Raw genomic sequence first — 26491 nt, forward strand, 5'->3', positions numbered from 1 at the left:
TTTGAAGCTAACTTCATTAATCTTTATCCTTTAAATCTTTGCCATAAATATTAAGCATACTATTTAAATCATCATAGTGTTTTAAAAGGCGAAATGTGATCATTGCACAAGCTTTCGCATCATTTAATGCATCATGATGACCATGAAAATCTAAATTGTAATATTGCATCATATAATTTAAGCCGTAGCGATGGTTCTGTATTGTTCTTCTTGATAGTTGTAATGAACAGAAGTATTTCATATTTGGCGTATCACTACCTATAGCTTTAATACTTTCATGCAGGACACTCATATCAAAAGCAGCATTATGTGCGACAACTGGTAGGTCGTCAATGAATTGCATCATAAAAGGGTATACTTTTTTAAACGTGGGAGCATCATAGACCTCATCTGGTTGTATACCATGTACAGCAATATTTTGTTGTGAAAAGTAATCGTTTGGATTAACTAATGTGTAAAATGATTCAGTAATTTGGTGATTAACAACTTTAACCATACCAACTGAACAGATACTTGTACGTTTACCATTAGCAGTTTCAAAATCAAGGGCAATAAATGCGTCAGAATTCATTAAGCAAGATTCCTTTCTCATGTGTGAATATGATATGACTTTATATAAATATGTGCTTAGAGTCAAGTTAATCAGACTTTAACAAGACAAATTACAAGCGCATAATAAACATAAAAACTCATCCCAGATTTAAATTGGGATGAGTTTTTATTGAGACAATAAACTTAAGTTATAATATGAAGATTACTCTTCGTCAAATGAACGTGCAGCTAATTCTTTCTCGTATAGGTAAAGTGTATTGCTGTCATCACCGATACGTTTTAGGTAATCAAGGTGTGTTTCAAACATCGCTTCTTCTTCTACTTGTTCGTCTAAGAACCAATTCAAGAATGAAATAGTAGCATAATCTTTCGCTTGATTAGCTAAATCTGATAAATTATAAAATCTACGTGTAACATCTTGTTCTTGCGCTAAGCCATCTTGAAATGTTTCCAAGATACTTGAGAAATCTGATTTTGGGGCAGGAATCGTTGCAAATAAAGCGTGTTCTCCACGGTCATTGATATAATCATATATTTTTTTACCATGGAATCTTTCTTCTTTAGCTTGTTGAACATAGAAATTCGCAAAACCTTCGTATGATTCTTTGTCGCAAAAAGCGGCCATTGCCATATACGCATGTGCTGCAAAATATTCATGATTCATTTGTTCATTTAATGCATTTAACAATTCTTTGTTTAACATAAGTAATAGCCTCCATGTATGTTTTTTTTCAGTATAGCAAATCTATTCTCATTAGTAAATAATAATAATTATAATCTAGAAAAAAGACATGGTTATTTCAATTGAGAATTGTTTGGAATACAACTTAATCATGTTATAATATTTGAGTGAAGAGTGAAGGAGGAAGTACATGAGACATTGGACTGCAACCCACTTAGCAAAATTGGCTAAGCAAGCAAGTAAAGCTGCTGGGAAAAAGGGCACAGACTTGCCAGGTCAAGTTGCTAGAAAAGTGGATGAAAATATTTTAAGAAAATTAGCATCACAAGTTGATGAAATTGTCTTTATAAGTGGCACAAATGGGAAAACAACCACTTCAAATTTAATTGGCCATACATTAAAAGTAAATGATGTCGACATCATACATAATAATGAAGGCGCAAATATGGCTGCAGGTATTACTTCAGCATTTATTTTGCAAATTAAACAAAGTACAAAAATTGCAGTCATTGAAATTGATGAAGGCTCGATTCCAAGAGTACTCAATGAAGTAACACCAACGATGATGGTGGTTACTAATTTCTTCCGTGATCAGATGGACCGTTTTGGGGAAATAGATATTATGGTAAATAATATTGCAAATGCGATTAATAATAAAGGGATTAAGTTATTGTTAAATGCAGATGATCCATTTGTCAGTAGATTGAAGATAGCTAGTGATACAGTTGTATATTATGGGATGAAAGCACATGCACATGAATTTGAACAAAGTACAATGAACGAGAGTCGCTATTGTCCAAATTGCGGTCGTTTATTACATTATGATTATATTCAATATAATCAAATTGGGCATTATCATTGTGAATGTGGGTTTAAACGAGAGGATACTAAATACGAAGTGTCTGAATTTAATTTAAATCCATTCATTAATTTAAATGTAGGAACTGCTACTTTCAATATGAAAATCGCGGGAGACTTTAACGCTTATAATGCGATTGCAGCTTATACAGTGCTAAAAGAATTAGGACTCAATGATGAAGGTATAAAACGTGGATTTGAGACATATACGTCGAATAATGGACGTATGCAGTACTTTAAAAAAGACAGTAAAGAAGCAATGATTAACCTTGCCAAAAACCCTGCCGGAATGAATGCTAGCCTTTCTATAGGAGAACAACTAGAAGGTAGCAAAGTTTATGTCTTAGGATTGAATGATAATGCAGCTGATGGAAGAGATACTTCTTGGATTTATGATGCTGATTTTGAAAAATTAGTAAAACAACAAATCGAAGCAATTATTGTTACAGGGCTACGTGCAGAAGAATTGCAGTTAAGGTTAAAATTAGCAGGTGTAGAAGCACCAATCATTTTAGAAAGAGACATATATAAAGCGACAGCAAAAACGATGGACTATAAGGAAAGCTTTACAGTAGCTATTCCTAACTATACTTCTCTAGCACCTATGTTAGAACAATTAAATCACTCTTTTGAGGAGGACAAAGCTAGATGAATGAATTGACTGTTTATCATTTTATGCCTGATAAATTAAATTTATACAGTGATATTGGGAATATTATCGCGTTGAAACAACGTGCAAAATTGCGTGATATTAAATTGAATGTTGTAGATATAAATGAAACAGAAGGCGTTACTTTTGATCAATGTGATATTTTCTTTATCGGTGGCGGTAGTGATAGGGAACAAGCACTAGCTACTAAAGAATTAAGCAAAATCAAAACGACATTAAAAGAAGTAATTGAAGACGGCATGCCTGGTTTGACAATTTGTGGTGGTTATCAATTTTTAGGAAGTAAATATATTACGCCAGATGGTACTGAACTTGAAGGACTTAATATTTTAGACTTCTATACTGAGTCACAGAAAGAGCGTCTAACTGGAGATATTGTTATCGAGAGTGACACGTTCGGTACAATCGTTGGTTTTGAAAATCATGGTGGTCGTACGTATCATCCATATGGCACTTTAGGTAATGTGACACATGGTTATGGTAATAATGATGAAGATGCTAAAGAAGGTATCCATTATAAAAACCTATTGGGGACTTATTTACATGGGCCTATTTTACCTAAGAATCATGAAGTGACTGATTACTTACTAGAAAAAGCATGTGAACGTAAAGGTATACCATTTACGCCTAAGCAGGTAAATAATACTGAAGAAGAAGCTGCAAAACAAGTAATCGTTAATCGTGTAACACAGAAACAGAAATAAGCTTAATAAAATAAAGTGGCTGTTAGAAATCCTATTGGAAATCTGACAGCCACTTCTTTTATTTTTGAAAATCTTTTGAATTTCAATGCGTATGACTTATCTACACAAAGTGTTACGCAAAACGATGGTCCAATATACGATAGATTAATAGAATTTCATAAATTAGGTGACTTTTTAATTGATTATCATCAAATTCGTCTAATCCTTTAACAGAAGTTTTCAATAATGAAGCAGATTGTTGTTGACGCTCAAAAGATCCAGTGGTGTATATGTCATTAATACTTTGAGCAATACTTAAGATGGCGATTTTTTCTTCATTCGTAAATTGGATATGCGTGCCTTTAGGTAAATAGACTAAGTTTGATAAATGCGTAATAAATAATCTATTTGTATGTGTACGTGTTGTTAATGATTTTAAACGTATCCATTCTGAATCGTGATGTTTGTGATAGCTCAGCTCATCCTTTTGATAAGAAAGCAATATCTCAACCTTTTGATTTAAATCTAACAATATATTTAATTGTTGGTAAGGCGCACCTTTAGTAAATTTGCCTAACAGTAACTGACGCATACGATGATGAAAGAGACCATACATTTTAGACTCTACTTTATTTATTGAAGATTCAAGTTGGTCATAATATTTTGGTGGGAGTATAACAAAGTTGACTAAACCAGCCGTGACCAGACCAATAATTGCAGTTAATAGTCTTGAGAAAAAGTTGAAAAAATAAGCGTCATGTATACCGGGTATCATAGCCATTGCTGTTAATGTAGCAACTGTGGTTCCGGCTTGAAGTTTTAACTTAGTACAAAATATTATTGTAAATGTAGCACTAAAAGCATAGGCAAAAGCAGATTCGTCGCCAAAAATAAATGTAAAAATAACTGCAAAGAGTGCGCCAATTACCGTAGCTGGAAGTCTACGATATCCTTTTTTTAATGATGCCTTTGCAGTGGGTTCAATTGTGACAATAGCAGTTAAAATTGCGAAAATAGGATTTAAATCTAATGCCAAACAAAAAAATGCAGTTAAAAAAGTAGCTAACCCAGTTTTAATCGTTCGTGCACCTATTAGTCCTTTATACCAATTGTTGCTCATAAAAAAACTCCTAGTCATGTTATGTATCAGAAGAGAATTAACACGAATTACAAAAGTAGCCATGTTATTCATATAATCAAAATGTTAAACTATACGTGTTCAAATATTCTAATTTATTATATCAAAAAAAGTCTGCTATAATAAGAAGGAATATAATTTACAAAAAGGAACGGGATAATATGATCGTAAAAACAGAAGAAGAATTAACAGCTTTAAAAGAAATTGGTTATATTTGTGCATTAATTAGAGATACCATGCAAGCAGAAACAAAGCCAGGTATCACAACAAAAGAGTTAGACGATATTGCAAAAGAATTATTTGAAAAACATGGTGCACTTTCTGCTCCAATCCATGATGAAAAATTTCCAGGACAAACGTGTATTAGTGTTAATGAAGAAGTAGCACATGGTATTCCAGGCAAACGTAAAATACGCGAAGGTGATTTAGTTAATATCGATGTTTCAGCTTTGAAGAATGGCTATTACGCTGATACAGGCATCTCATTTGTGGTTGGTGAAGCGGACAACCCATTGAAACAAAAAGTCTGTGATGTAGCGTTAGAAGCATTTGATGCGGCTATGACAAGAGTTAAAGTCGGCGGGAAGTTAAGTCAAATCGGTAAAGCAGTTCATGCTACTGCACGTAAAAATGATTTAACAGTTATTAAAAACTTAACAGGTCATGGCGTAGGACAATCACTTCATGAAGCACCAAGTCACGTGATGAACTATTATGACCCTAAAGATAAAACTTTGCTTAAAGAGGGTACAGTGATTGCAGTTGAACCATTTATTTCTTCAAAAGCAACATTTGTGACAGAAGGCAAAAATGAATGGGCATTTGAAACGAAAGATAAAAGTTTTGTTGCTCAAATTGAGCATACTGTCATCGTTACCAAAGATGGACCAGTGTTAACTACTAAAATAGATTAGATAGTGTTTCGGTCTAAAGTCCTAATATAAGATGGTTCCGGAGCCTATACCAATGGTTCCGGATATTTTTTATAATAGAGTTTAATCGATCATGAGGTGATTCTATGAATTATATTACGTCTTATTTAGAAAAGATGACAAAACACACATTTCGCACAAGCATAGTGGAGTACCAACGTTTTCTTGATAAAAAATTGAGAAGTGTTGAAATGTATATTAAATACTTAATTGAAAGAAAGGGTAATGTAGGCAGTTTAATTGATAGACTGACATTATCATTAGAAAATAAATATATTGATATGTTGGATAACGAGTACATTGATTGTGCCGAAGAAATAGAACATAAAGATATAGAGCAAATAAAATGTGAATTAAATGAAATGGAAGCAGACTACGCTCGTATTGAATCCGATTTATCACAACAAGCAACAGAGAGAGCTAATATTGAAACTGAGTGTGATCTAATCGAACGCATTAGTTTAGTCGCTTGAAGAAAGGTGGCGAAACATGACTCATAAATATATATCGACTGAGATGTTAATTGTTTTTACAACATTATTGATTATTGCCAATTTCTATTATATATTCTTTGAAAAAATTGGTTTCTTACTCGTGTTATTACTTGGCTGTATCCTAGCCTATGTAGGTTATTTGTATTTCCATAAAATACGGGGACTCTTATCATTTTGGATTGGTGCTTTGCTGATTGCATTCACTTTATTATCTAACAAATATACAATTATCATTTTATTTATCTTTTTAATAATGCTAATCATAAGATATATTATTTATAGATTTAAACCATTAAAAGTAGTCGCTACTGATGAAGCAATTGAGTCTCCAAACTTCATTAAACAAAAATGGTTTGGTGAGCAACGTACACCAGTATATGTATACAAATGGGAAGACTTACAAGTGCAACATGGCATAGGTGATATTCATATCGATATGTCTAAAGCTGCTAATATTAAAGAAAACAATACTGTAGTGATACGACATATTATAGGAAAAGTTCAAATTATCGTACCTTTAAATTATAATATTATTTTAAACTTTACTGCCTTGTATGGGAATGCTTATGTTAATGAAACTTCTTATAAAGTTGAAAATAATAACATTAAAATCGTGGAAGAGACGAAAGAAGAAAACTATGCTGTAAACATTTATGTTTCGACGCTAATTGGCGATATTGAGGTGATTTATAAATGAATCACTACATAAGAGCAATAGGTTCCATGTTGATATTAGTTTATAGTACATTTTTTGCTCTATTTTTTATCGATAAAGTATTTGTAAACATAGTGTATTTTCAAGGTATGTTTTATACACAAATTTTTGGAATACCAGTTTTATTATTTTTAAATTTATTAGTTATTTTTCTCTGTATTATTGTAGGATCGGTATTAGCATATAAAATAAATCAGCAAAACCACTGGTTACAAGACCAAATAGAACGTTCTATTGAAGGTCAAACAGTAGGTATTAATGACCAAAATATTGAATTATATAATGAAACAATTGAATTATATCAAACGTTAGTTCCATTAAATCAAGAAGTACACAAATTACGTATGAAAACGCAAAATCTAACAAATGAATCATATAATATAAATGATGTGAAAGTTAAAAAGATTATAGAAGATGAACGACAAAGACTTGCACGTGAGTTACACGATTCAGTAAGTCAGCAATTATTTGCAGCGAGCATGATGCTTTCAGCTATTAAAGAGACACAATTGGAAGCACCTTTAGATCAACAAATACCATTATTAGAAAAAATGGTACAAGATTCTCAGTTAGAAATGAGAGCCTTACTATTACATTTAAGACCTATTGGATTAAAAGACAAATCGTTAGGTGAAGGTATTAAGGATTTAGTCGTTGATTTAAAGAAAAAAGTACCTATGAAAGTTGTACATGATATTGAAGAATTTGAAGTACCTAAAGGTATTGAAGATCATTTGTTCAGAATTACACAAGAAGCCTTATCTAATACTTTGAGACATTCAAAAGGTACCAAAGTAACAATAGAATTGTTTAATATGGCAGATTACTTATTATTACGCATTCAAGACAATGGTAAAGGATTCACTGTTGATGATAAGGTAGAACAAAGTTATGGTTTAAAAAACATGCGAGAACGTGCGCTTGAAATTGGTGCGACGTTCCATATTGTTTCTTTGCCAGATTCGGGTACAAGAATTGAAGTAAAGGCACCATTAAATAAGGAGGATTCACATGACGATTAAAGTATTATTTGTTGATGATCATGAAATGGTTCGAATTGGAATTTCTAGTTACTTATCTACACAGCCAGATATTGATATTGTAGGGGAAGGTCAGTCAGGAAAAGATGCGATTGAAAAGGCTCATCAATTAAATCCTGATTTAATCTTAATGGACCTGCTTATGGACGATATGGATGGTGTCGATGCTACTGAGCAAATAAAAAAAGACTTACCTCATATTAAAGTTGTGATGTTAACAAGTTACATTGAAGATAATGAAGTATATCGTGCTTTAGATTCTGGTGTAGACAGCTATATTTTGAAAACAACTAGTGCTAGCGATATAGCCGAGGCGATTCGTAAAACGTATAAAAATGAGTCTGTATTTGAAGCTGAAGTGCTTGTGAAGATGAGAAATAGAATGAAACAACGTGCCGAATTATATGAAATGTTAACGGAACGAGAAATGGAAATTCTATTACTTATCGCAAAAGGTTACTCAAACCAAGAAATTGCGAGTGCATCCCACATAACGATTAAAACAGTAAAAACACATGTAAGTAATATATTAAGTAAATTAGAAGTACAAGATAGAACACAAGCAGTTATTTATGCTTTCCAGCATAATTTAATACAATGATAAATTCTATTTTAAGTATTTCCAAAAGGCTAAAACCGAAACGTAGATGATAGACATTTACGTTTCGGTTTTAGCCTTTTTACGTGTTATAAAGCCATTCAATAGGATAGCTTTAAATTGGGAAGTAAAAATAGCTGATAGATATCATGATTTAGATACCTATCAGCTATTTAGCTAAGTTTATATTAAATTATACTTTTTTGTTGTCTGAGTCTGAAATATTATGATTGGAATCAGAGTCAGTAGCATGTGTTGATTCATTTTCAGCATTAGTATCAGCTTCGCTTCTAGCATGAGTTGATTCATTTTCTTCAATCTCAGACATTGTACGTTCCTCTGGTGTTTTACCAGCGACTACTTTGCGTTGATGGATAATCGCATTGATTTCAGCTCCGATAATAATAATAAAGCCTGTAATGTATAACCATAGCATTAAAATAATGATACCAGCGATACTACCATATGTTTTAGAATAGTTAGCAAAGTTTGAAATGTATATACCAAATAAGAATGAGCCACCTAAAAATACAATCGTAGCGAATATTGCACCTGGTATTACTGATTTCATTTTAATTTTAACATTCGGCGCTAACGTATATAAAACCATAAACGCTATGAAAATAATGATTAATGGTAATACAACACGTACTAAATTAAAAATCCATTTGATTTGATCACCTAAACCAAGTGGGCCAAATAAAAGCGAACCGATTTGTTCTCCAAATGTAGGTAATATCAGCGCGATAGGTAAGACGATAATCATAGCAAGTGTAAATAACACACTGAATAATTTAGAAACAACAAAGTTTCTGCTATCTTCAACGTCATATGCGACATTGAAAGAGTTCATAATTGCAGTCATACCGTTTGATGCAGACCACAGTGCTAAAATCAAACCTACAGATAATATACTACCACTAGCGTTCCCCATAATATCACCAATGATTGATGATACTTGTCCTGCATAATCTGAAGGGACGTGCTCTTTAATCATATCTCTTATCGTTGACTGTTCAACACCTACGACAGGTACTATTGATAGTAAGAATAGGAGCATAGGGAAGAGTGACAACATGAAGTAATAAGATAATTGTGCAGATAAACCGGATGCATCATCTTTACCTATTCTATAAATGAGATAAGAGAAAAAATTAGGGTTTTTCGTATATTTTGCTGGCTTATTAATACGTGATACAAAGAATTCTTGATTGTCTTTCTTAGGTGATTTTGATTTGAATTCATTAGGTGTGATATAAGTACGATCACGCCCGATTTGTTCATCTTTTGTTTTCTTAGACTTCTTCTCTTCATTCTTTTTAGCTGAGTTTAGAAACTTTGAAGTTGTTTTCTCTTTTTTAGACATATCAAATCTCCTTATGTATTGATGTTTTCAGTATATTGTTTAATATACTTTAAAAGTTAAAGAAGGTAAATAACTGTTGATATTCTTTTTTTAAAATTGTTTTTAAGTTTTTAAAATATCGCACATTACAAGTTATATACAAAAGACAATACCTAAACATGTAATATTAGGTATTGCCTTAATTTAATTATTTAAACATGCGGTATCAAAAATACAATACTATAAACCAATTAATTATTTAAACGTTTATTTTTACGTTCAACGAATGTATTTTTCGCGTCTTTTAAAGAACGTTCTAATTCTGGATTATTACGGCGAATTTCTTCTACCACATCTTTCCAATATAATACTTCGTCTTTTACGTTGTTGATAGCTGAAGGTTTTTGAGAACGATTGCCTTCTTTTCTATCTTTAATTGATTGTTTTAATGATTGGCGAGTTGATTTGTCTGCCAATGTTGCTGCGCCTCCAATTACGGCACCTAATAGAATTCCTGGAATTAATTTATTTTGCATGATGTTTTACCCCTCTCTTAGATTTGCATCTTTAACTATAAAATCAATTAAGTTATCACAAGATGATTGTACCATTTTATAAACACCTTCGAAATTATTTGTATAATAAGGATCAGGTACGTCAGTCTCATTCATATCACTAAAGTCTAATAGCTTATACAATTGTCCTTTAATGCTAGAATTGATCTGTTTAATATTCTCTACATTACTTTGATCCATTGCAATGATATAATCAAAGTCATCATCAGCTTTAAATAGTTCACTGATCATGTTATCAAACGGTATATCATTTTTAGTGAGAATATCTTGCGTGCCCTCATGAGGTGGTTGACCTAAGTTCCATTCACCTGTGCCTCTAGAGGTTACGTTTAAACCTGTTATCTTTCGATCTAGTAATCTTTGTCGCATTATAGCTTCTGCCATTGGCGAGCGACAAATATTGCCTAAACAAACGAATGCTACTGAAATCATGTGACTACCTCCAAATTATATAATGCTATTTCCCATTTTAAAGCTTTTTTAATCATTTCTAAAGCATTATTATGATAAAAGTTTTACAAGAAACGTAAATTTGATAAAATAAGTTGGTAAAAGGGGTGAACGAAGTGACAAATACTAACGAACAAATGATTTTAGAAATAAGAGAACGTTTAAATCTTGTAAATCAAAGCTTGATTGATCCAGATAAATATGAAGAAGCAGATAAGCAAGAAATAAGCGAAATTCACGAATATGTAACATCAAAAGCGTCATTTACACCAAGTGAAGCAGCTGCAATTGCAGACGCACTTGGGCAAATACGCAAATAAAAGGAGTGTATAAAGATGACTCAATTACAAGAAAAATTAAAACAATACGCCGAACTTTTAGTTGGTGTAGGAATGAATGTTCAAGAAGGTCAGCCAGTATTTATTCGCTCAAGTGTTGATGCTATTGAATTAACACATTACATAGTAGAAGCCGCATATAAACGAGGCGCTTCTGATGTTAAAGTTGACTATAGCGACGATCGACTTTCTCGCTTAAAATTCGAATATGAAACCGTGGAACATTTTGAAAGTAATGAAGTGAAAGATTATGAAGTTGCTAAGCGTATGGATTATGTGAATAGAGGTGCTGCAAATTTAGCACTTATAACACAAGATCCTGATTTATTAAATGGCATTGACCGTGATAAATTAGCTGCTTTCCAAAGACAGTATGCTACTGCATATAAAGGATATATGGAAGCAAGTCAGAAAAACCAATTTCCTTGGTGTGTGGCAGCCTATCCATCAAAAGCTTGGGCAAGCCGTGTCTATCCAGAACTATCTGAAGAAGATGCCTACAACACATTCATTGATGAAGTATTAGATATCGTTCGCGTAGACGGTAATGATCCAGTCGCTAATTGGAAGGCTCATGTTGCTAATCTAAGTAAACATGCAGATAAATTACAAAGTAAAAATTATAAAGCACTTCACTATATTTCTGAAGGTACAGATTTAGAAATTGGTTTGCCAGAAGGTCATATATGGGAAGATGCAACAAGTTATGCAAGTGGAGGTCAAGCCTTTGTAGCTAATATTCCAACTGAAGAAGTGTTCACTGCACCTCATAGGTTGAAAGTAAATGGCTATGTAACGAATAAATTACCATTAAGCCATAACGGTAATATTATAGATGGTTTTACATTAACTTTTAAAGATGGAGAAGTCATTGATTATAAAGCTGAAAAAGGTGAAGAGGTCTTACGTGATTTATTAAATACAGACGAAGGTGCTAAGCGATTAGGTGAAGTAGCATTAGTACCTGATGATTCACCTATTTCTAACCGCAATACTATCTTTTATAATACATTGTTCGATGAAAATGCATCTTGTCACATTGCATTGGGCTCAGCTTACGGTTTTAATGTAGAGGGTGGTACAGAAATGACTACAGATGAAAAGTTAGCTCAAGGGTTAAATGATTCACTTATTCATGTTGACTTTATGATTGGTAGTAAAGATTTAACAATTTATGGCATCACACAAGAGGATGAAAAAGAACTCGTCTTCGAAAATGGTAACTGGTCAAAATAGAGAGAAATCTGTGAAAGTGTTCTGAAGTAGTGTTCTATTTTTCAGAGCACTCACTTTTTGTCTAATAAAAGAAAAGGAAATGATTAAATTATGGACAGACCTAAACGTAAATCGATGTCTGAAGCACGAAGTATTAAAGAGAGGCAAGTTTTTCCACAAGAAACGAATCATCTGCAGACAATGTTTGGCGGTATGTTGATGGCGAACATTGATGAAATTTCTGCTATAACAGCAACGAAACATAGTAATTCACAAGTAGTAACAGCTTCAACTGATTCGGTAGACTTTTTAAAACCAATTAAAACAGGAGCTGTCGTTTCTTATGAAGCTATGGTCTCATATGCTGGAAAATCTTCAATGGAAGTCTGCGTTCAAATTATTATAGAAGATGTACTTAAAAATGAAAGACATTTAGCAGCGCTAAGTTTTTTAACATTTGTAGCACTCGGTGAAGATGGTAAGCCAATAGAAGTACCTCAAGTTTACCCAGAATCACAGACAGAAAAATGGTTCTATGATACAGCACCTGCTCGAGTTAAAAGAAGGAAAGAGCGTAGAGAAGAAAGTAAAAGTACGATTGAGTTCTTATCAAACGTGCAACAATTAGGATAAAAAATGAAAGGTACATATCGGATTAATTACAATCGATATGTACCTTTCGTTTTTTATATAGATGATTTTAAAAATGTCAGTGATTTGCTCTTACTTCTAACTAGTTAATAAAGCATTAGCGAAAGACTACAAGACAAGGTTGTGACCGCGGAAAAGGTGCACAAAAAATATGCTGACAAAGTTATAAACTTTATTGACACTCTGAGACACTACACTTAACATTTTATTATAATATTATTCTGATACTACCAAAAGTTGTTAATTCCATGTTAGGATAATAATATCTTATAAAAAGGGAGTCTCATTGAAAATGAATGAAAATCAAACAATTGATCAAATAAAAGAAAGATTAGAAAAGTTTATTGACGATATAGACCAAGTTAATCCAAACGAAGTAAAAGTGGAAGATATTGATGAGTGGATTGGTTTATTAGATCAATTAGAAGAAAAAGTCAAAACTGTATCAAACACATCTGAATAAGCACAGATTGTCCATAAATTAGATTGAGCTATTGTATGTTTAACTTTTCTTGATTTCGTCTATATATAATGTAGAACGCAAATAGGAAAGGTGATTATACATGGCTAAAAAAGTAGCAATCATAGTAACAAATGAATTTGAAGATGTTGAATTAACAAGCCCACAAGAAGCAATAGAAGAAGCAGGGCATGAAACAGTAATTATTGGCGATACAGCGAATAGTGAAGTTGTTGGTAAACATGGTGCAAAAGCTACAGTAGAAGTTAGTATTGCAGATGCTAAGCCAGAGGATTACGATGGATTATTAATTCCAGGCGGATTTTCTCCAGATCATCTACGTGGTGACTCAGAAGGCAGATATGGTACATTTGCTAAGTATTTCACAAAAAATGATGTTCCGACATTTGCAATTTGCCACGGACCTCAAATTTTAATAGATACTGATGATTTAAATGGACGTACTTTAACTGCAGTGTTAAATGTCCGCAAAGATTTATCTAACGCAGGCGCACAAGTTGTAGACGAATCAGTAGTTGTAGATAAAAATATAGTTACGAGTCGTACACCTGATGACTTAGATGATTTTAATAGAGAAATTGCGAATCAGTTAAAAGACTAATTGCAAATCATTAATGAACGCACGCTTTGGACATAAGTGTCCTTAATATATGACTGGAAAAACGTATGGTAATGATTATATCTTATAAGTTGAATTAAAGGTTCAACCTGGGAGATATAGTCTGATGCTATGGGTTTTTCCAGTTTTTTGTATTTTATAATGATAATTTTCGCGTTAGTATATATCTTATGGTCGTATAATGTTTAATAACTTAAACATATATGAAATATGCTTACAATGAAACTCTATGCGTAGCGTGGCATACACCCTTGGACTGATATTTTCAATTTGGTGTAGATAAACATTTAAACTATTGATAAACTCACTTATAATGATATGAGAGCAACATAAAGGAGCTAGCGCATGAAAAGAAGCGATCGTTATAAGCAAACTAAAAAACAAACTAGTCAAAAAAACTCAAATATACCGCAGCATAATACCTATTTCCAACCGGTAAACAAACCACCAAAAAAGAAAAAAGGAAAAGGTTTGTTGATAAAGATACTAATACCTATCATCATTTTAATCGCTGCGTTTATAGCTACAATGTACGCATTTTCTTTAAGAGCAGATGTGGATGACTTGAGAAGTATTGAAGATAAAGAATCCTTCGTCTCTGTTTCAAATATGCCCGACTATACTAAGGGTGCATTTATAGCAATGGAAGACGAAAGATATTATAAGCATAATGGATTTGATTTCAAAGGTACATCGCGTGCACTATTTTCAACAATAAGTGATAATAGCGTGCAAGGTGGGAGTACGATTACGCAACAAGTAGTGAAAAACTATTATTATGATAATGAACAATCACTAACAAGAAAAATCAAAGAATTATTTGTAGCACATCGCGCAGAAAAAACTTATGACAAAAATGAAATTTTAAGTTTTTATGTGAACAATATTTATTTTGGAAGTGACCAATATACTGTTGAGTCAGCAGCAAATCACTTTTTTGGCGTAACAACAGATAAAAACAATCCTAATTTACCTCAGATATCTGTATTACAAAGTGCAATTTTAGCTAGTAAGATTAATGCACCAAGCGTATACGATGTGAATAACATGTCGGATAATTATATCAATCGTGTAAAAATAGATTTAGAGAAAATGAAACAACAGGATTTTATTTCTAATGAACAGTATGAAAATGCAATCCAAGAACTCGGTGTGTAATAAGCTAAGAGAATAGAACATAAATAAAACATTGTACACGAGCTGTAAGGTGTTTAAAAACACATGTTTCAAGCTTTTAAAGAACTACTTCGTCATTTAGGAAGATGAGTAGTTCTTATGCAAGAGTTTCAGCTCTTGTATTCCTTTTCTAGGGAGCCTTGTGGGAGCGGAATACGAAATCAAATTTTGATTTCTATCTCGCTCCTTTTTTGATGTTATAATTTAAATATACATACATGGATTAATAGCAATTTTAAATATGCTATACACTATAATTCCATTCATAATCAATATAAGTTATTCTTATAAGTGGAGTGAATAATATGCCTAAAATAACAAAGATAGAAGTGCAAAAAAAGAATAAAGAACGTTTTAATCTATATTTAGATGATGAATTTGAAATGGGTATCGATATTGATACCTTTGTCTATTTTAATTTAAAAAAAGATCAAATTGTTGAAGCTAAAGATATGGAAGAAATTCAAAGCTATGAACAATACAGGCAAGCAGTTAACGCAGCTATTCAATATATTTCATATAGAAAAAGAACTGACCATGAAGTAATTAAACATCTTACAAAAAAAGAAATTTCTGAGTCAGTCATTGCTAAAGTCATAGATTACTGTCATGAGCAAAAGCTTATAGATCATAATGATTATGCGAATAGTTTAAAAAACACCATGATTTTAACGACAGATAAAGGTCCTGGAATATATAAACAAAAATTACGAGAAGCTGGCATTGAACAATTAATTATTGATGAATATAGCCAGATTTATGAACAGGAGCAATCTATGGAGGATATATTAAAAGTTGCAAATAAAATTTTGAAACAGAAAAAGGGGCCATTAGTAAAAAGAAAAGAGAAATTGACACAATCATTAATGCAAAAAGGTTACTCTTTTGAGAAAATTAAAGAAGTAATGGACGAAATGGATTTTTCTCAACCTGAAGAAGAATTAGATGAGTTATTACAAAACGAATTAGAAAAAGCATATAATAAATATTCAAGAAAATTTTCAGGTAGAAAATTAATTAACAAAACAATAGAAGCACTTATGAGAAAAGGTTATAAATATGATAAAATTAAAGCTAAATTAGAAGAGAGTGGAATAGTAGATGGAACAGAAGAAATTGAGTGAAATGAGTGAAATTGAATTACGTCATGAGATACAAGGTTATAAAGAGAAAATGCGTAAAGCAGAAATGAATGGCATTTTTAATGAATATGACGTATATGCAAGTAAAGTAATTATTGCAGAAAGCTATCTTGTAGATAGAAATAAAGTAGAATTGGGTAAAATATATAAATTAAATGATGGCACAGAAAGCTATTTCAAAGTTGAACGGTTAAAAGGCGTTTTTGCGTGGGGCTTTAGAATTAAAAGTTCAGAACCTGAAGAGGGTTTACCGCTCGCATTATTAAAATTGTAGAAGGATGAAGATAGGATGGGTAGTTCAATTATATTAAAGTTACTAAATGTAACTCATTATTATAGAAATAAAAAATCATCTAAATGGTATTTACCATTTGGTTATGATGAAGAAGATATAGAATTGAATAATTTTAACCTCCATATCTATCAAGGTGAAGCTTTAGGAATAATAGGTGAAGCGGGTTCTTCTAAATCATTAATAGGGCGTTTATTAAGTGGTGAAATAAAACCCGACAAAGGAAAAGTCGTTAAGAAAAGAGACTTGTTTTTTGCTGATATTGAAGATAAATTATTGCAGCATACTTCTGTAAATGATTTTGTGGCTAATGCAATCATGTTGTTTCAATATAAGACTTCGGATCATAAAGTAGAGCAAATTATAAAATATGCGCACCTTGAAGATAAAGCGGATGTTAAAGTTAGCCGATTAACTGATTCACAATATGCACAATTATTATTCGCATTAGCAAGAACTTCAAAAGCAAGCATTATAATTTTTAATCATATTTTACAATACTTAGATGAATCTTTTATCGAAAAAGCAATTGGACTTACAGAAGAATACATAAACCAAAATTTAACAATTGTGATAATCGATGATGATGTTCAACGTATAGCTCAGACGAGTAATTACATTGCCTGGGTCTCTCACGGCCAACTTAGAATGGAAGGCTCTTTAAATCAAGTCTTACCAGTATTTAAAGACCATGAGAAAGATAGATTGTCGTTGGAAGATGAGCAAGAGAAGGCGAATTTTGATGTTGATTGGAAAAAAAGTAGAACAAGAACGCCGGAATTAACTTATAATTTCAAACGTATAGAAAGATATAATCATGTGAAACCACCTGTTGCATTCGTTAGATTTTGGACATGGCTTTCAGTATTTGTAGTGGGCTTATTATTTATGGCAATTTTAATGTTTAATAATGTCGGGAAGTTACAGATTGGACAAAATATTGATCAAGCCTCAATACAAAACCAACATAAAGATCCTTATGAAGAAATGTTAGGATACGGTATCGTATTAGATGAATCTATTACTGTGGAAGATATGGACAATGGTAATAAACAAAAAATAAATCAATATGGCTTTGTAACTATTACCGCTGAAAATAATAAGTATTATAGAATTGACGTAGACAATAGGCATTATAAGGTTGCTAAAAATAAATTGCGTTTCTTTGAACCTGCAGGTTTATATGAAGCACATAGTTCTAAATCATTAGCACCATACATGCATAATAACTATATTAATTTTTATGAATTTTTCAACAGTCATTTGCATAAAAAACATAGTACAGTAACAGAGGGACTTGTACCAGAAAATAATAAGGACAATCGTTTTGTAGTACCTATAGTACAACAACCTATCTCTATGATTTTTAATGACGAAAATAAACTCAAGGGCTTTACATTCCCTATTAAGAAGAAGGAAGAATTAAAAGATAAGTTTAATATTGAAAATAATTTCTGGATTACTAAATCTGGAGAGGGCTATTTCATGGCAGATTTAAAAAATAATAAATGGATATATATTGAATTGTAGGTGTAAAGAATGATTGATAGTATAATTAGTTTTTTTAAAAACATGCCATATCTTAGCAAACAAGCATATCATCGATTAAAATCACAATGGGTGTGGCTTGTTATACCCTTTTTATCAAGCTTGGCATTGCTATTCTTATTAATGCTAATATTTAAAATAAATGGCACCGAAGAACTAATTCAAGCTCGTGCCTATTTTAGATTGGCAGGATTAACAACTTTTGCTTATATTTGGATTGCTGTTTATCGAAGTTATAACACTTATAAAATTGATTACTTTACTAGTAAGTTATTTAACTTGAACCCAATATTTCAAAATGTTGTTATAGCAATCATTACGAGTATAACAATGTTTATAACTTTAATTATTATGATATATGCAACACCTGTTAATATTGAAAGTTCTATAGCTTCTACGTTTTATTATGTTGTAATGGCGATGCTATTCATGATACTCGTATCGACAATATTAGGTCTTTCTGCTATTGTTCGTCGCAAAATTAACGGCATGTTTTACGTGATTTCATTAGTAATGTTTTTTATTGTTCCAATACTCTTTATACCAACAAGTAATACGTCACTGGTATCGCATATATTAATGTTAAATCCACTATATTACCTTATTGAAGGTATTTCACAATCTGTCGTGCTGGGTGCTTTAAGTTTAAATAATATACCATATCATTTGTATTATATATTATTTTTAGCAATACTTTGTGTAGTTATTTTTGCTAAATATCGAATAATGGCACACAGAAAATATTTATACGCAGTGCCTGATGAAACAATCGTTGCGCATTCAGATACAGATAAAGATGAAAATACGAATGAAGCAGATGACTTAAGCGAAAATAAATAAAGATTACTCACTATTAATTAAACTAAACGTAATAAAAGAACTGGAAAGGTTCGTTGATTGATAACGAACCTTTCCAGTTCTTATTGTATTTAGAGGTATTAAATTTTAAAAACGCGTTATTTTGCAAATAATTTTTTCTGTAATTTATCTTCGCTAAAGACCCAGCCGATATATGAATGGTCGATATTCATTTCATCGTCTAAATGGGCAATAGCTACAAAAGAATAATGTCCATTTTTTAAATAACGTAAATCAATTAATCTGATTTCGGTTGTTTCATCATCTAACTTTCTAGCTTCCCAACGATAAATTGTTGAGAAGTTAAGGAATGTTTTAATATTTTTATCACCCTCGACATATTGCATTAAATCATCACTTGGAAATGGATGACGTTTTGATTTGTCACTAAATACAATGTTTCTACCAAAACTACGTCCCACATAATCATGTTCTTCAGTTTGTATTGCAACACGCCATTGCATGAAGCGAATTGTTGGAGCAACAAATACTTTTACTGGATTATGTTCTTGTTGAATTTGTTTTAGAGCTTGTTCTTTAATCACAGCTTGCATTCTAAAGCGAATGATATAATATATTACAAGAATAGCGATAATTGGGAAAAACACAAGATATGGATGAATCCCAACTAACCAAAGCAGTATTCCAATACACCACAAGGCAAATATAATTGGATCAAACGTATTAATTACGCTGAGTTGTATCCATTTGTTAGTAATAGGCCTTAGCGCTTGTGTGCCGTAAGAATTGAAAATATCTACAAATACATGTAGAAATACTGCAAGCTGTGCCCATAGCCAAACGTGTGTTATATCAACGTTTTTGAAAAATGTAAAAATTAATAAAGTAATTAATAAAGGCCATAATATCGTAAAGGGTATTGAATGTGTGATACCTCTATGATTTGATATATAGGTAGCGTTATCTTTTAATTTAAAAACAGTGTCGCCATCAGGTATTAAAGAGCCAACTACTAATGTGGTAGCTGTGGCTACAAATGATCCTGCCATTGCCGGGTCTTGAGTAGCTAATGCTGTTAATCCGATACCCATGACAATATGTGTGCCTGTATCCATAAGTATTCAACTCGTTTCATGTCAATAATATATATTCATTATAATCTAATATCATAAATAATAAAAATAACATACTGAAATTTATTTTGAAATTTTTAAGAATTACTAATAGAAAGAGATGTGTAAAATGTTTAATGAGTCAAAATTCAAGAATAATCTCGTTACATGGTTTGATGAACATCAACGTGAAATGCCTTGGAGAGAAACCTCTAATCCATATTATATATGGTTGAGTGAAGTGATGTTACAACAAACTCAAGTTAAAACAGTTATAGATTATTATCATAGATTCATCCATCGCTTTCCAACTATTTCTGAGTTAAGTCAAGCACATGAAGATGAAGTGCTCAAATATTGGGAAGGTTTAGGCTATTATAGTAGGGCACGTAATTTTCACACTGCAATAAAAGAAGTACATGAAAGTCACCACGGTGTCGTGCCAGACGAACCGGTGACATTTGGAAAACTAAAAGGCGTAGGTCCTTATACACAAGCAGCAGTTATGAGCATTGCTTTCGACAAACCCTTAGCAACTGTGGATGGGAACGTCTTTAGAGTATGGTCTCGACTAAACAATGATGAGAGAGATACGAAATTGCAATCAACACGTAAAGCATTTGAGAATGAATTACAACCATACGTTGAGCAAGATGCAGGTACATTTAACCAAGCAATGATGGAACTAGGTGCATTGATTTGTACACCGAAATCCCCGTTGTGTTTATTCTGTCCGGTTCAAGATCATTGTGAAGCATTTGAAAAAGGTACAGTTCAATCATTACCTGTAAAAACAACAAAAATTAAAAAGAAACATATAAAACAGCATGTTTATCTACTTAAAAATGAAGATAATGCTTATTTAATTGAAAAACGTACACAAAAGTTATTAAATAATATGTGGGAATTTCCAATGTATGAAGCAGAGGAAGATAAGCATATTAACTCAGTATTGGGGACACAAGCGACATTTGATCAAGCGCCTGCATTTAAATTAAAACATCAATTTACACATATCACGTGGGATATTGAGGTATTTATGTCTCAAGAAAATGTGCATAAAGATGACATCACCTTACCAGAGAATATGGTGTGGATGCAGTTAACAGAAAAAGAAGACTTTAATTTTCCTGTAAGTATGACAAAAATATATAATTTCATAACTAAACATTGTTAGATTCGGTGTTGTATCTTGAGTTATGTTATAATTCTATATGTGAAATTAAGAAAAGGTGGTGTGGAGCATGGTAAAAGAATCCATACCTAAAGAAGGTCAGACAATTAAGATTCAAAGTTATAAACATGATGGTAATATTCATCGTGTTTGGTCTGAAACTACTATATTAAAAGGTACGGAAGATGTTGTTATTGGTGGGAATGATCATACGCTCGTCACAGAAAGTGATAGTCGTACATGGATTACGAGAGAGCCTGCAATTGTATATTTTCATTCTGAATATTGGTTTAACGTGATATGTATGTTTAGAGAAGATGGCGTTTATTATTATTGTAATTTATCTTCACCATTTGTTTGTGATGAAGAAGCTTTAAAATATATCGATTATGATTTAGATATTAAAGTATATCCAAACGGTAAATATCATTTACTAGACGAAGATGAATACGAGCAGCATATGAGACAAATGAATTATTCACCTGATATCGACGTTATTTTAAGAAGAAATGTAGATATTTTACAGCAATGGATTGAACAGAAGAAAGGTCCGTTTGCTCCAGACTTCATTAAAGTTTGGCGAGAACGATACAAAAAAGTTAGAAATTATTAAGCATATTTAATGTTTTTAATTTAATTATCATTTATAGTGATATGAATGTGAACAATACAAACAAGAAAAAATAAGTTTGCTATAAAATATTCGTATTCGCAAATGAAATTGTCAAACAACTTTAGATAGCGCATAAATTAGCAGCCTAGTTGGACCATCAACATAGGCTGTTTCATTTGCAAATATAGTGTGGGGAGGAATCGTTTTATGATTCGCAGATATTTACAATTTGTTCGACCATATAAATGGCGAATCATTGCCACTATACTTGTAGGTATTCTAAAATTTGGTATTCCGATGCTGATTCCATTATTAATTAAATATGTCATTGATGATATTATCAATAATGGTGCTATAACAGTAGAAGAAAAGATCACAAAATTATTAGTTGCAATGGGTATAGCAGCGTTCATCTTTGTGATAGTAAGACCACCAATTGAGTTTTTAAGACAATATCTAGCACAGTGGACAAGTAACAAAATTTTATATGACATACGTAAAAAGCTTTATCATCATTTGCAAGCTTTGAGTTCAAGATTTTATGCGAATAACCAAGCAGGACAGGTTATTTCAAGGGTTATTAATGATGTTGAGCAAACTAAAGACTTTATATTAACTGGTTTAATGAATATATGGCTCGACTGTATAACTATTATTATTGCATTGACTATTATGTTTTTCTTAGATGTTAAGTTAACTTTAGCTGCAATTATTATATTCCCTGTATATATTTTAACTGTATATTTCTTCTTTGGTCGTTTGAGAAGTTTAACAAGAAAGAGATCACAAGCATTGGCAGAAGTACAAGGGTTCTTACATGAACGTGTACAAGGGATGTCAGTTATAAAAAGTTTTGCAATTGAAGATAATGAAGCAGGCAACTTTAATAAACATAACCAAAATTTCTTACAAAGAGCGTTTAATCATACGCGTTGGAATGCTTATTCATTCTCAGCAATTAATACGGTTACAGATATTGGGCCTTTAATCGTTATTGGTACAGGTGCATTCTTAGCAATCAATGGATCGATAACAGTAGGTACTTTAGCTGCTTTCGTGGGCTATCTTGAACAACTATTTGGACCTCTACGTAGATTAGTTTCTTCATTTACGACATTGACACAAAGTTTTGCGTCAATGGACCGTGTATTCCAACTTTTAGATGAAGATTACGACATCAAAAACAAAAAAGGTGCATTGCCAATAGAAATAAAACAAGGACACATCGAATTAAATAATGTTAATTTTAGATATGATCAAAATGAAGCAAATATCCTTAAAGATATTAATTTAGAAATTAATCAAGGTGAGACTGTGGCATTTGTTGGTATGAGTGGTGGAGGAAAATCTACTTTAATCAATTTAATACCTAGGTTCTATGATGTTACCGAAGGCGAAATAAAAATTGATGGTACAAATATCAAGTCATATTTAACAGGTAGCTTGAGAAGACAAATTGGCTTAGTTCAACAAGATAATATATTATTCTCGGATACGATTAAAGAAAATATATTGTTAGGTAAACCGGATGCTTCAGATGAAGAAGTTATTAACGCTGCTAAAATGGCCAATGCGCATGATTTTATAATGGAACTATCTAAAGGTTACGATACAGAAGTGGGCGAAAGAGGGGTTAAACTCTCTGGTGGACAAAAACAACGTGTTTCTATTGCCCGCATCTTCCTAAATAATCCACCAATTATTATATTAGATGAGGCGACGAGCGCGCTTGATTTAGAAAGTGAATCTATTATTCAAGATGCCTTGAGTGTATTAAGTGCAAATCGTACAACACTTATTGTTGCACATAGATTATCTACTATCACACATGCTGATAAAATTGTTGTTGTAGAAAATGGTGAAATTGTTGAAAGTGGTTCACATTCAGCATTATTAGCTAAAAAAGGTGCATACGAACATCTATATAGTATTCAAAATTTATAGTCAGTAAATATTTAAAAGCGCATTGGGTATTTTAACGTATACCGAGTGCGCTTTGATCTTAAACGATTAAGTTACTATTTTGATTACAACTATTATAAGAAATTTAAAAATACCCTTTGAGCAGATGAAAATTAAGCTCAAAGGGTATTTTATTTATAAATCGAAGTCTTCTTCTAGTATATCAATTTCATTATCATTTCGATGGTACGTGAAGAAACTAATACGCAGTCTATCTAAATGTTCTAAAATATAACGATATTCTTCGATTGCTGAAATAATTTGCATAATATTAGTATATGAGTACATTGATTGATAAGGATTTTGAATGATTTCTTTTTGAAATGCATCCATCAAATCTTTTTTCTGTGGGTTTGAAATCTGACTATCAAGTTGATCTACATCATACCGTGCCTTTTTTGAAAGACTGATGAAGATTTGTTCGTGATATGCAATCAATGTGTCAATCTCTAATTTAATCTGCAAAAGTAATTCGTTATTTAAATTATGAAGGTCATTTTGATAACGATTCATTTTTCTCAAAACTTCATACGCTCGCCGAGTACTACGGACTAATTCTTTAAAAAGAATTTTTTTCCTATTTTGTGCATACAGTTGCTTTTTAGTCCATGGTTTTTCTTCTGAATAATAACCCAAAGTTTCTTCGAGTTTATCAATACGGGTAACAATTAACCCTCTATCTTCTTTAATATGATGATACTCAGAGGTGTCATTTAAAACTAATTTAAACCATACAAAAATATCAGAACAGATATTTAATGAATTATAGTATATTTTAGATTCAAATTTAGGTGGTAGAAATAAAAGGTTTACTGCTGAAGAACTAAGCACACCAACCATAACAAGTATAAATCTATAAAAGGCAGAAACATAAAAGTTACCAGTATGTTGTCCCATAATAATTAAAGCAGTTATACTTGCTAGCGTAGCAACATGTTCCAATTTGAAACGAAACAGGATTGCAATTAATAAAATTACTGTAACACCCATGATTACAATATTATTTCCAAATATTGTAACCATCACTACTGCTAAAACAGCACCAACAAGGTTACCTATTGCTCGTTCCCCAATTGTTTTTATTGAACGAAAAACACTTGGTTGCATTGCAATGACAGCACTGACTGCAGCAATGGCTTTTAAACCAGCTTCATCAGGTAATAGAGAAGCGATAAACAAAGCAAGTATAATTGCGATACCTGTTTTGAGAATACGGGCTCCTAATTTCAAATGTACCGCTCCTTAATATATTTAATAAAATAATGTTTATACTTGTTATACAACGATTGGGTGTAAAATTCAAGTTTATACCATTTGACTAAATGCATAATCTACCGCTTTTAATGTTGCATCAATGTCTTCGTCTGTATGTTCAGTAGTTAAAAACCAAGCTTCAAATTTAGAAGGCGCAAGATTAATACCTTGGTTTAGCATTAATTTAAAGAATTTAGCAAATGCGTCTCCATCAGTATTTTCAGCCTGAGCATAATTTTCTACTGTTTCATCTGTAAAATATAATGTTAGGGCACCATATACTCTATTTACTGTAGCAGTAATATTATGTTTTTTAATTAATGAAAGCAAACCATCCTCTAAACGTTTACCTAATGCATCTAATTTTTCATAAACGCCATCTTGCTCTAATACTTCTAGAAGTGCAATGCCAGCTTTCATGGATAGTGGGTTGCCTGCCATAGTACCAGCTTGGTATGCAGGACCTAAAGGTGCTACTTGTTCCATAATATCTTGCTTTCCTCCATATCCCCCTATAGGTAAACCACCACCAACAATTTTACCGAAGGCTGTTAAATCAGGATATACATTATAAAGATCTTGTGCACCACCGTAATGGAAACGGAATGCTGTAATGACTTCATCATATATAACTAAGCTTCCATTATTATGGGTAAGTTCGTTTACTTGTTCTAAGAAACCAGGTTTAGGTTTAACCATGCCAAAATTACCGACAATAGGTTCTACTAATACGGCAGCAATATCTTCTCCCCAATAGTCAATAGCTTCCTTATAAGCACCAATATCGTTGAAAGGAACTGTGATGACTTCTTGAGCGACACTTTCAGGAACACCAGCAGAATCAGGTGAACCTAATTGAGAAGGCCCACTACCAGCAGCAACTAAAACTAAATCAGAGTGACCGTGATACTGACCAGCAAATTTGATGATTTTAGTTCTTTTAGTATAAGCACGGGCGACACGGATTGTAGTCATAACTGATTCTGTACCCGAATTAACAAACCTAATCTTTTCTAATGAAGGCATAGCTTCACGTAATTTTTTAGCAAATTCAATTTCTAGTTCTGTAGGCGTACCATATAATACACCTTGGGCAGCCTGTTCTTGAATTGCTTTAGTAATATGTGGATGTGCATGACCAGTAATAATAGGACCATAAGCTTGTAAATAATCAATGTACTTGTTTCCATCTACATCAAACAAATATGCGCCCTGACCAGAGCGCATCATAACTGGTGCGCCACCGCCAACTGCCTTATATGAGCGAGAAGGTGAATTGACTCCCCCTAGAATATACTCATCAGATAATTTTTGAAGTTTTTCACTTTCAGTAAATTTCATACATATCAACCTCTTTTAATTT

Annotated in this window: 29 protein-coding genes; 20 read left to right on the plus strand and 9 right to left on the minus strand. The window is 32.2% G+C overall.

Translation table 11 applies throughout. The annotated features are described in order from the left end of the window. Nucleotides 1–16: 16 nt before the first annotated feature. The gene (locus ACP3TL_RS02300; RefSeq protein WP_046466246.1) at nt 17–571 is read right to left on the minus strand and encodes a 3'-5' exonuclease; all 555 of its coding nucleotides are present in this window, start codon (nt 569–571) and stop codon (nt 17–19) included. 183 nt (nt 572–754) lie between these two features. After that, nucleotides 755–1255 carry an H-type ferritin FtnA gene (gene ftnA, locus ACP3TL_RS02305; protein WP_002507198.1) on the minus strand — a complete coding sequence of 167 codons (501 nt, stop codon included), beginning with the start codon at nt 1253–1255 and terminating at the stop codon, nt 755–757. Between the two features lie 169 nt (nt 1256–1424). Here ftnA and murT point away from each other — a divergent pair, with 169 nt between their 5' ends. Together murT and gatD are read left to right on the plus strand one after the other, a co-directional pair. Beyond that, on the plus strand, nt 1425–2744 hold the full coding sequence (gene murT, locus ACP3TL_RS02310; protein WP_277575910.1) for a lipid II isoglutaminyl synthase subunit MurT: 1320 nt from the start codon (nt 1425–1427) through the stop codon (nt 2742–2744). Further along, complete coding sequence (gatD, locus tag ACP3TL_RS02315; protein WP_046466244.1) at nt 2741–3466, plus strand: lipid II isoglutaminyl synthase subunit GatD; 726 nt, start codon at nt 2741–2743, stop codon at nt 3464–3466. Before murT ends, gatD begins: the two co-directional genes overlap by 4 nt. 112 nt (nt 3467–3578) lie before the next feature. On the opposite strand, the gene ACP3TL_RS02320 is transcribed toward gatD, so the two are convergent. After that, entirely contained in the window at nt 3579–4565 is a 987-nt protein-coding gene (locus tag ACP3TL_RS02320) for an FUSC family protein (RefSeq protein ID WP_046466243.1), read from the minus strand. Between the two features lie 179 nt (nt 4566–4744). Between ACP3TL_RS02320 and map the strand changes: the two genes are divergently transcribed. From map to vraR, 5 genes are all read left to right on the plus strand, one after another. Next, a complete protein-coding gene (gene map, locus ACP3TL_RS02325) occupies nt 4745–5497 on the plus strand; it encodes a type I methionyl aminopeptidase (RefSeq protein ID WP_046466242.1) in 753 nt (250 codons plus the stop codon). A 104-nt stretch (nt 5498–5601) separates the two neighbouring features. Then, the gene (locus ACP3TL_RS02330) at nt 5602–5988 is read left to right on the plus strand and encodes a hypothetical protein (protein WP_046466241.1); all 387 of its coding nucleotides are present in this window, start codon (nt 5602–5604) and stop codon (nt 5986–5988) included. Nucleotides 5989–6004: 16 nt separating this feature from the next. Next, nucleotides 6005–6706: a cell wall-active antibiotics response protein VraT gene (vraT, locus tag ACP3TL_RS02335; protein WP_046466240.1), complete on the plus strand. Its 702-nt coding sequence runs from the start codon at nt 6005–6007 to the stop codon at nt 6704–6706. Continuing rightward, nucleotides 6703–7746, plus strand: a complete 1044-nt coding sequence (gene vraS / locus ACP3TL_RS02340) for a sensor histidine kinase VraS (protein WP_046466239.1) — start codon at nt 6703–6705, stop codon at nt 7744–7746. Before vraT ends, vraS begins: the two co-directional genes overlap by 4 nt. Next, complete coding sequence (vraR, locus tag ACP3TL_RS02345; protein WP_002507206.1) at nt 7736–8365, plus strand: response regulator transcription factor VraR; 630 nt, start codon at nt 7736–7738, stop codon at nt 8363–8365. The genes vraS and vraR overlap by 11 nt, the downstream gene beginning before the upstream one ends. Before the next feature lie 190 nt (nt 8366–8555). Here the strand turns inward: vraR and ACP3TL_RS02350 are convergent, their stop codons facing one another. From ACP3TL_RS02350 to ACP3TL_RS02360, 3 genes are all read right to left on the minus strand, one after another. After that, a complete protein-coding gene (locus ACP3TL_RS02350; RefSeq protein ID WP_046466238.1) occupies nt 8556–9728 on the minus strand; it encodes a YihY/virulence factor BrkB family protein in 1173 nt (390 codons plus the stop codon). A 230-nt stretch (nt 9729–9958) separates the two neighbouring features. Further along, a complete protein-coding gene (locus tag ACP3TL_RS02355; protein ID WP_046466237.1) occupies nt 9959–10243 on the minus strand; it encodes a hypothetical protein in 285 nt (94 codons plus the stop codon). A gap of 6 nt (nt 10244–10249) precedes the next feature. Beyond that, nucleotides 10250–10714 carry a low molecular weight protein-tyrosine-phosphatase gene (locus ACP3TL_RS02360; protein ID WP_046466236.1) on the minus strand — a complete coding sequence of 155 codons (465 nt, stop codon included), beginning with the start codon at nt 10712–10714 and terminating at the stop codon, nt 10250–10252. Between the two features lie 155 nt (nt 10715–10869). Here ACP3TL_RS02360 and ACP3TL_RS02365 point away from each other — a divergent pair, with 155 nt between their 5' ends. The 10 genes from ACP3TL_RS02365 (at nt 10870) to ACP3TL_RS02410 (ending at nt 19034) form a co-directional block, all read left to right on the plus strand. Further along, nucleotides 10870–11052: a DUF1128 family protein gene (locus tag ACP3TL_RS02365; RefSeq protein ID WP_226957509.1), complete on the plus strand. Its 183-nt coding sequence runs from the start codon at nt 10870–10872 to the stop codon at nt 11050–11052. Nucleotides 11053–11067: 15 nt separating this feature from the next. Further along, nucleotides 11068–12306, plus strand: a complete 1239-nt coding sequence (locus ACP3TL_RS02370; RefSeq protein ID WP_046466234.1) for an aminopeptidase — start codon at nt 11068–11070, stop codon at nt 12304–12306. Between the two features lie 90 nt (nt 12307–12396). Then, a complete protein-coding gene (locus tag ACP3TL_RS02375; protein ID WP_046466233.1) occupies nt 12397–12918 on the plus strand; it encodes an acyl-CoA thioesterase in 522 nt (173 codons plus the stop codon). Between the two features lie 310 nt (nt 12919–13228). Beyond that, nucleotides 13229–13399 carry an SE1561 family protein gene (locus tag ACP3TL_RS02380; protein ID WP_002507213.1) on the plus strand — a complete coding sequence of 57 codons (171 nt, stop codon included), beginning with the start codon at nt 13229–13231 and terminating at the stop codon, nt 13397–13399. Between the two features lie 100 nt (nt 13400–13499). Beyond that, complete coding sequence (locus ACP3TL_RS02385; RefSeq protein WP_046466232.1) at nt 13500–14018, plus strand: type 1 glutamine amidotransferase domain-containing protein; 519 nt, start codon at nt 13500–13502, stop codon at nt 14016–14018. 363 nt (nt 14019–14381) lie between these two features. Next, nucleotides 14382–15194: a monofunctional peptidoglycan glycosyltransferase SgtB gene (gene sgtB, locus ACP3TL_RS02390; RefSeq protein WP_046466231.1), complete on the plus strand. Its 813-nt coding sequence runs from the start codon at nt 14382–14384 to the stop codon at nt 15192–15194. 323 nt (nt 15195–15517) lie between these two features. Further along, complete coding sequence (recX, locus tag ACP3TL_RS02395; RefSeq protein WP_046466230.1) at nt 15518–16336, plus strand: recombination regulator RecX; 819 nt, start codon at nt 15518–15520, stop codon at nt 16334–16336. Next, complete coding sequence (locus ACP3TL_RS02400; protein WP_002507217.1) at nt 16314–16628, plus strand: YfhH family protein; 315 nt, start codon at nt 16314–16316, stop codon at nt 16626–16628. The genes recX and ACP3TL_RS02400 overlap by 23 nt, the downstream gene beginning before the upstream one ends. A 15-nt stretch (nt 16629–16643) precedes the next feature. Beyond that, a complete protein-coding gene (locus ACP3TL_RS02405; RefSeq protein ID WP_046466229.1) occupies nt 16644–18176 on the plus strand; it encodes an ATP-binding cassette domain-containing protein in 1533 nt (510 codons plus the stop codon). A gap of 9 nt (nt 18177–18185) precedes the next feature. Next, nucleotides 18186–19034, plus strand: coding sequence for a sugar ABC transporter permease (locus ACP3TL_RS02410; RefSeq protein ID WP_046466228.1), 849 nt, complete (start codon nt 18186–18188; stop codon nt 19032–19034). A gap of 116 nt (nt 19035–19150) precedes the next feature. Here the strand turns inward: ACP3TL_RS02410 and ACP3TL_RS02415 are convergent, their stop codons facing one another. Next, complete coding sequence (locus ACP3TL_RS02415; RefSeq protein WP_046466227.1) at nt 19151–20128, minus strand: metal-dependent hydrolase; 978 nt, start codon at nt 20126–20128, stop codon at nt 19151–19153. Between the two features lie 127 nt (nt 20129–20255). Here ACP3TL_RS02415 and mutY point away from each other — a divergent pair, with 127 nt between their 5' ends. The 3 genes from mutY (at nt 20256) to ACP3TL_RS02430 (ending at nt 23856) form a co-directional block, all read left to right on the plus strand. Next, nucleotides 20256–21302: an A/G-specific adenine glycosylase gene (gene mutY / locus ACP3TL_RS02420; RefSeq protein ID WP_046466226.1), complete on the plus strand. Its 1047-nt coding sequence runs from the start codon at nt 20256–20258 to the stop codon at nt 21300–21302. Between the two features lie 67 nt (nt 21303–21369). Continuing rightward, nucleotides 21370–21912, plus strand: a complete 543-nt coding sequence (gene ntdP, locus ACP3TL_RS02425) for a nucleoside tri-diphosphate phosphatase (protein ID WP_046466225.1) — start codon at nt 21370–21372, stop codon at nt 21910–21912. Nucleotides 21913–22119: 207 nt separating this feature from the next. Beyond that, the gene (locus ACP3TL_RS02430; protein WP_069814989.1) at nt 22120–23856 is read left to right on the plus strand and encodes an ABC transporter ATP-binding protein; all 1737 of its coding nucleotides are present in this window, start codon (nt 22120–22122) and stop codon (nt 23854–23856) included. 153 nt (nt 23857–24009) lie between these two features. Here the strand turns inward: ACP3TL_RS02430 and ACP3TL_RS02435 are convergent, their stop codons facing one another. Together ACP3TL_RS02435 and ACP3TL_RS02440 are read right to left on the minus strand one after the other, a co-directional pair. Further along, nucleotides 24010–25104 (minus strand): FUSC family protein, encoded by a 1095-nt coding sequence (locus tag ACP3TL_RS02435; protein WP_046466223.1) that lies wholly within the window; start codon nt 25102–25104, stop codon nt 24010–24012. 75 nt (nt 25105–25179) lie between these two features. Beyond that, nucleotides 25180–26469, minus strand: coding sequence for a glutamate-1-semialdehyde 2,1-aminomutase (locus ACP3TL_RS02440; protein ID WP_277575911.1), 1290 nt, complete (start codon nt 26467–26469; stop codon nt 25180–25182). Nucleotides 26470–26491: the final 22 nt, after the last annotated feature.

This window comes from Staphylococcus caseorum (genome assembly GCF_049943195.1).
In the GTDB taxonomy this organism is placed as follows: Bacteria; Bacillota; Bacilli; order Staphylococcales; family Staphylococcaceae; genus Staphylococcus; species Staphylococcus equorum_A.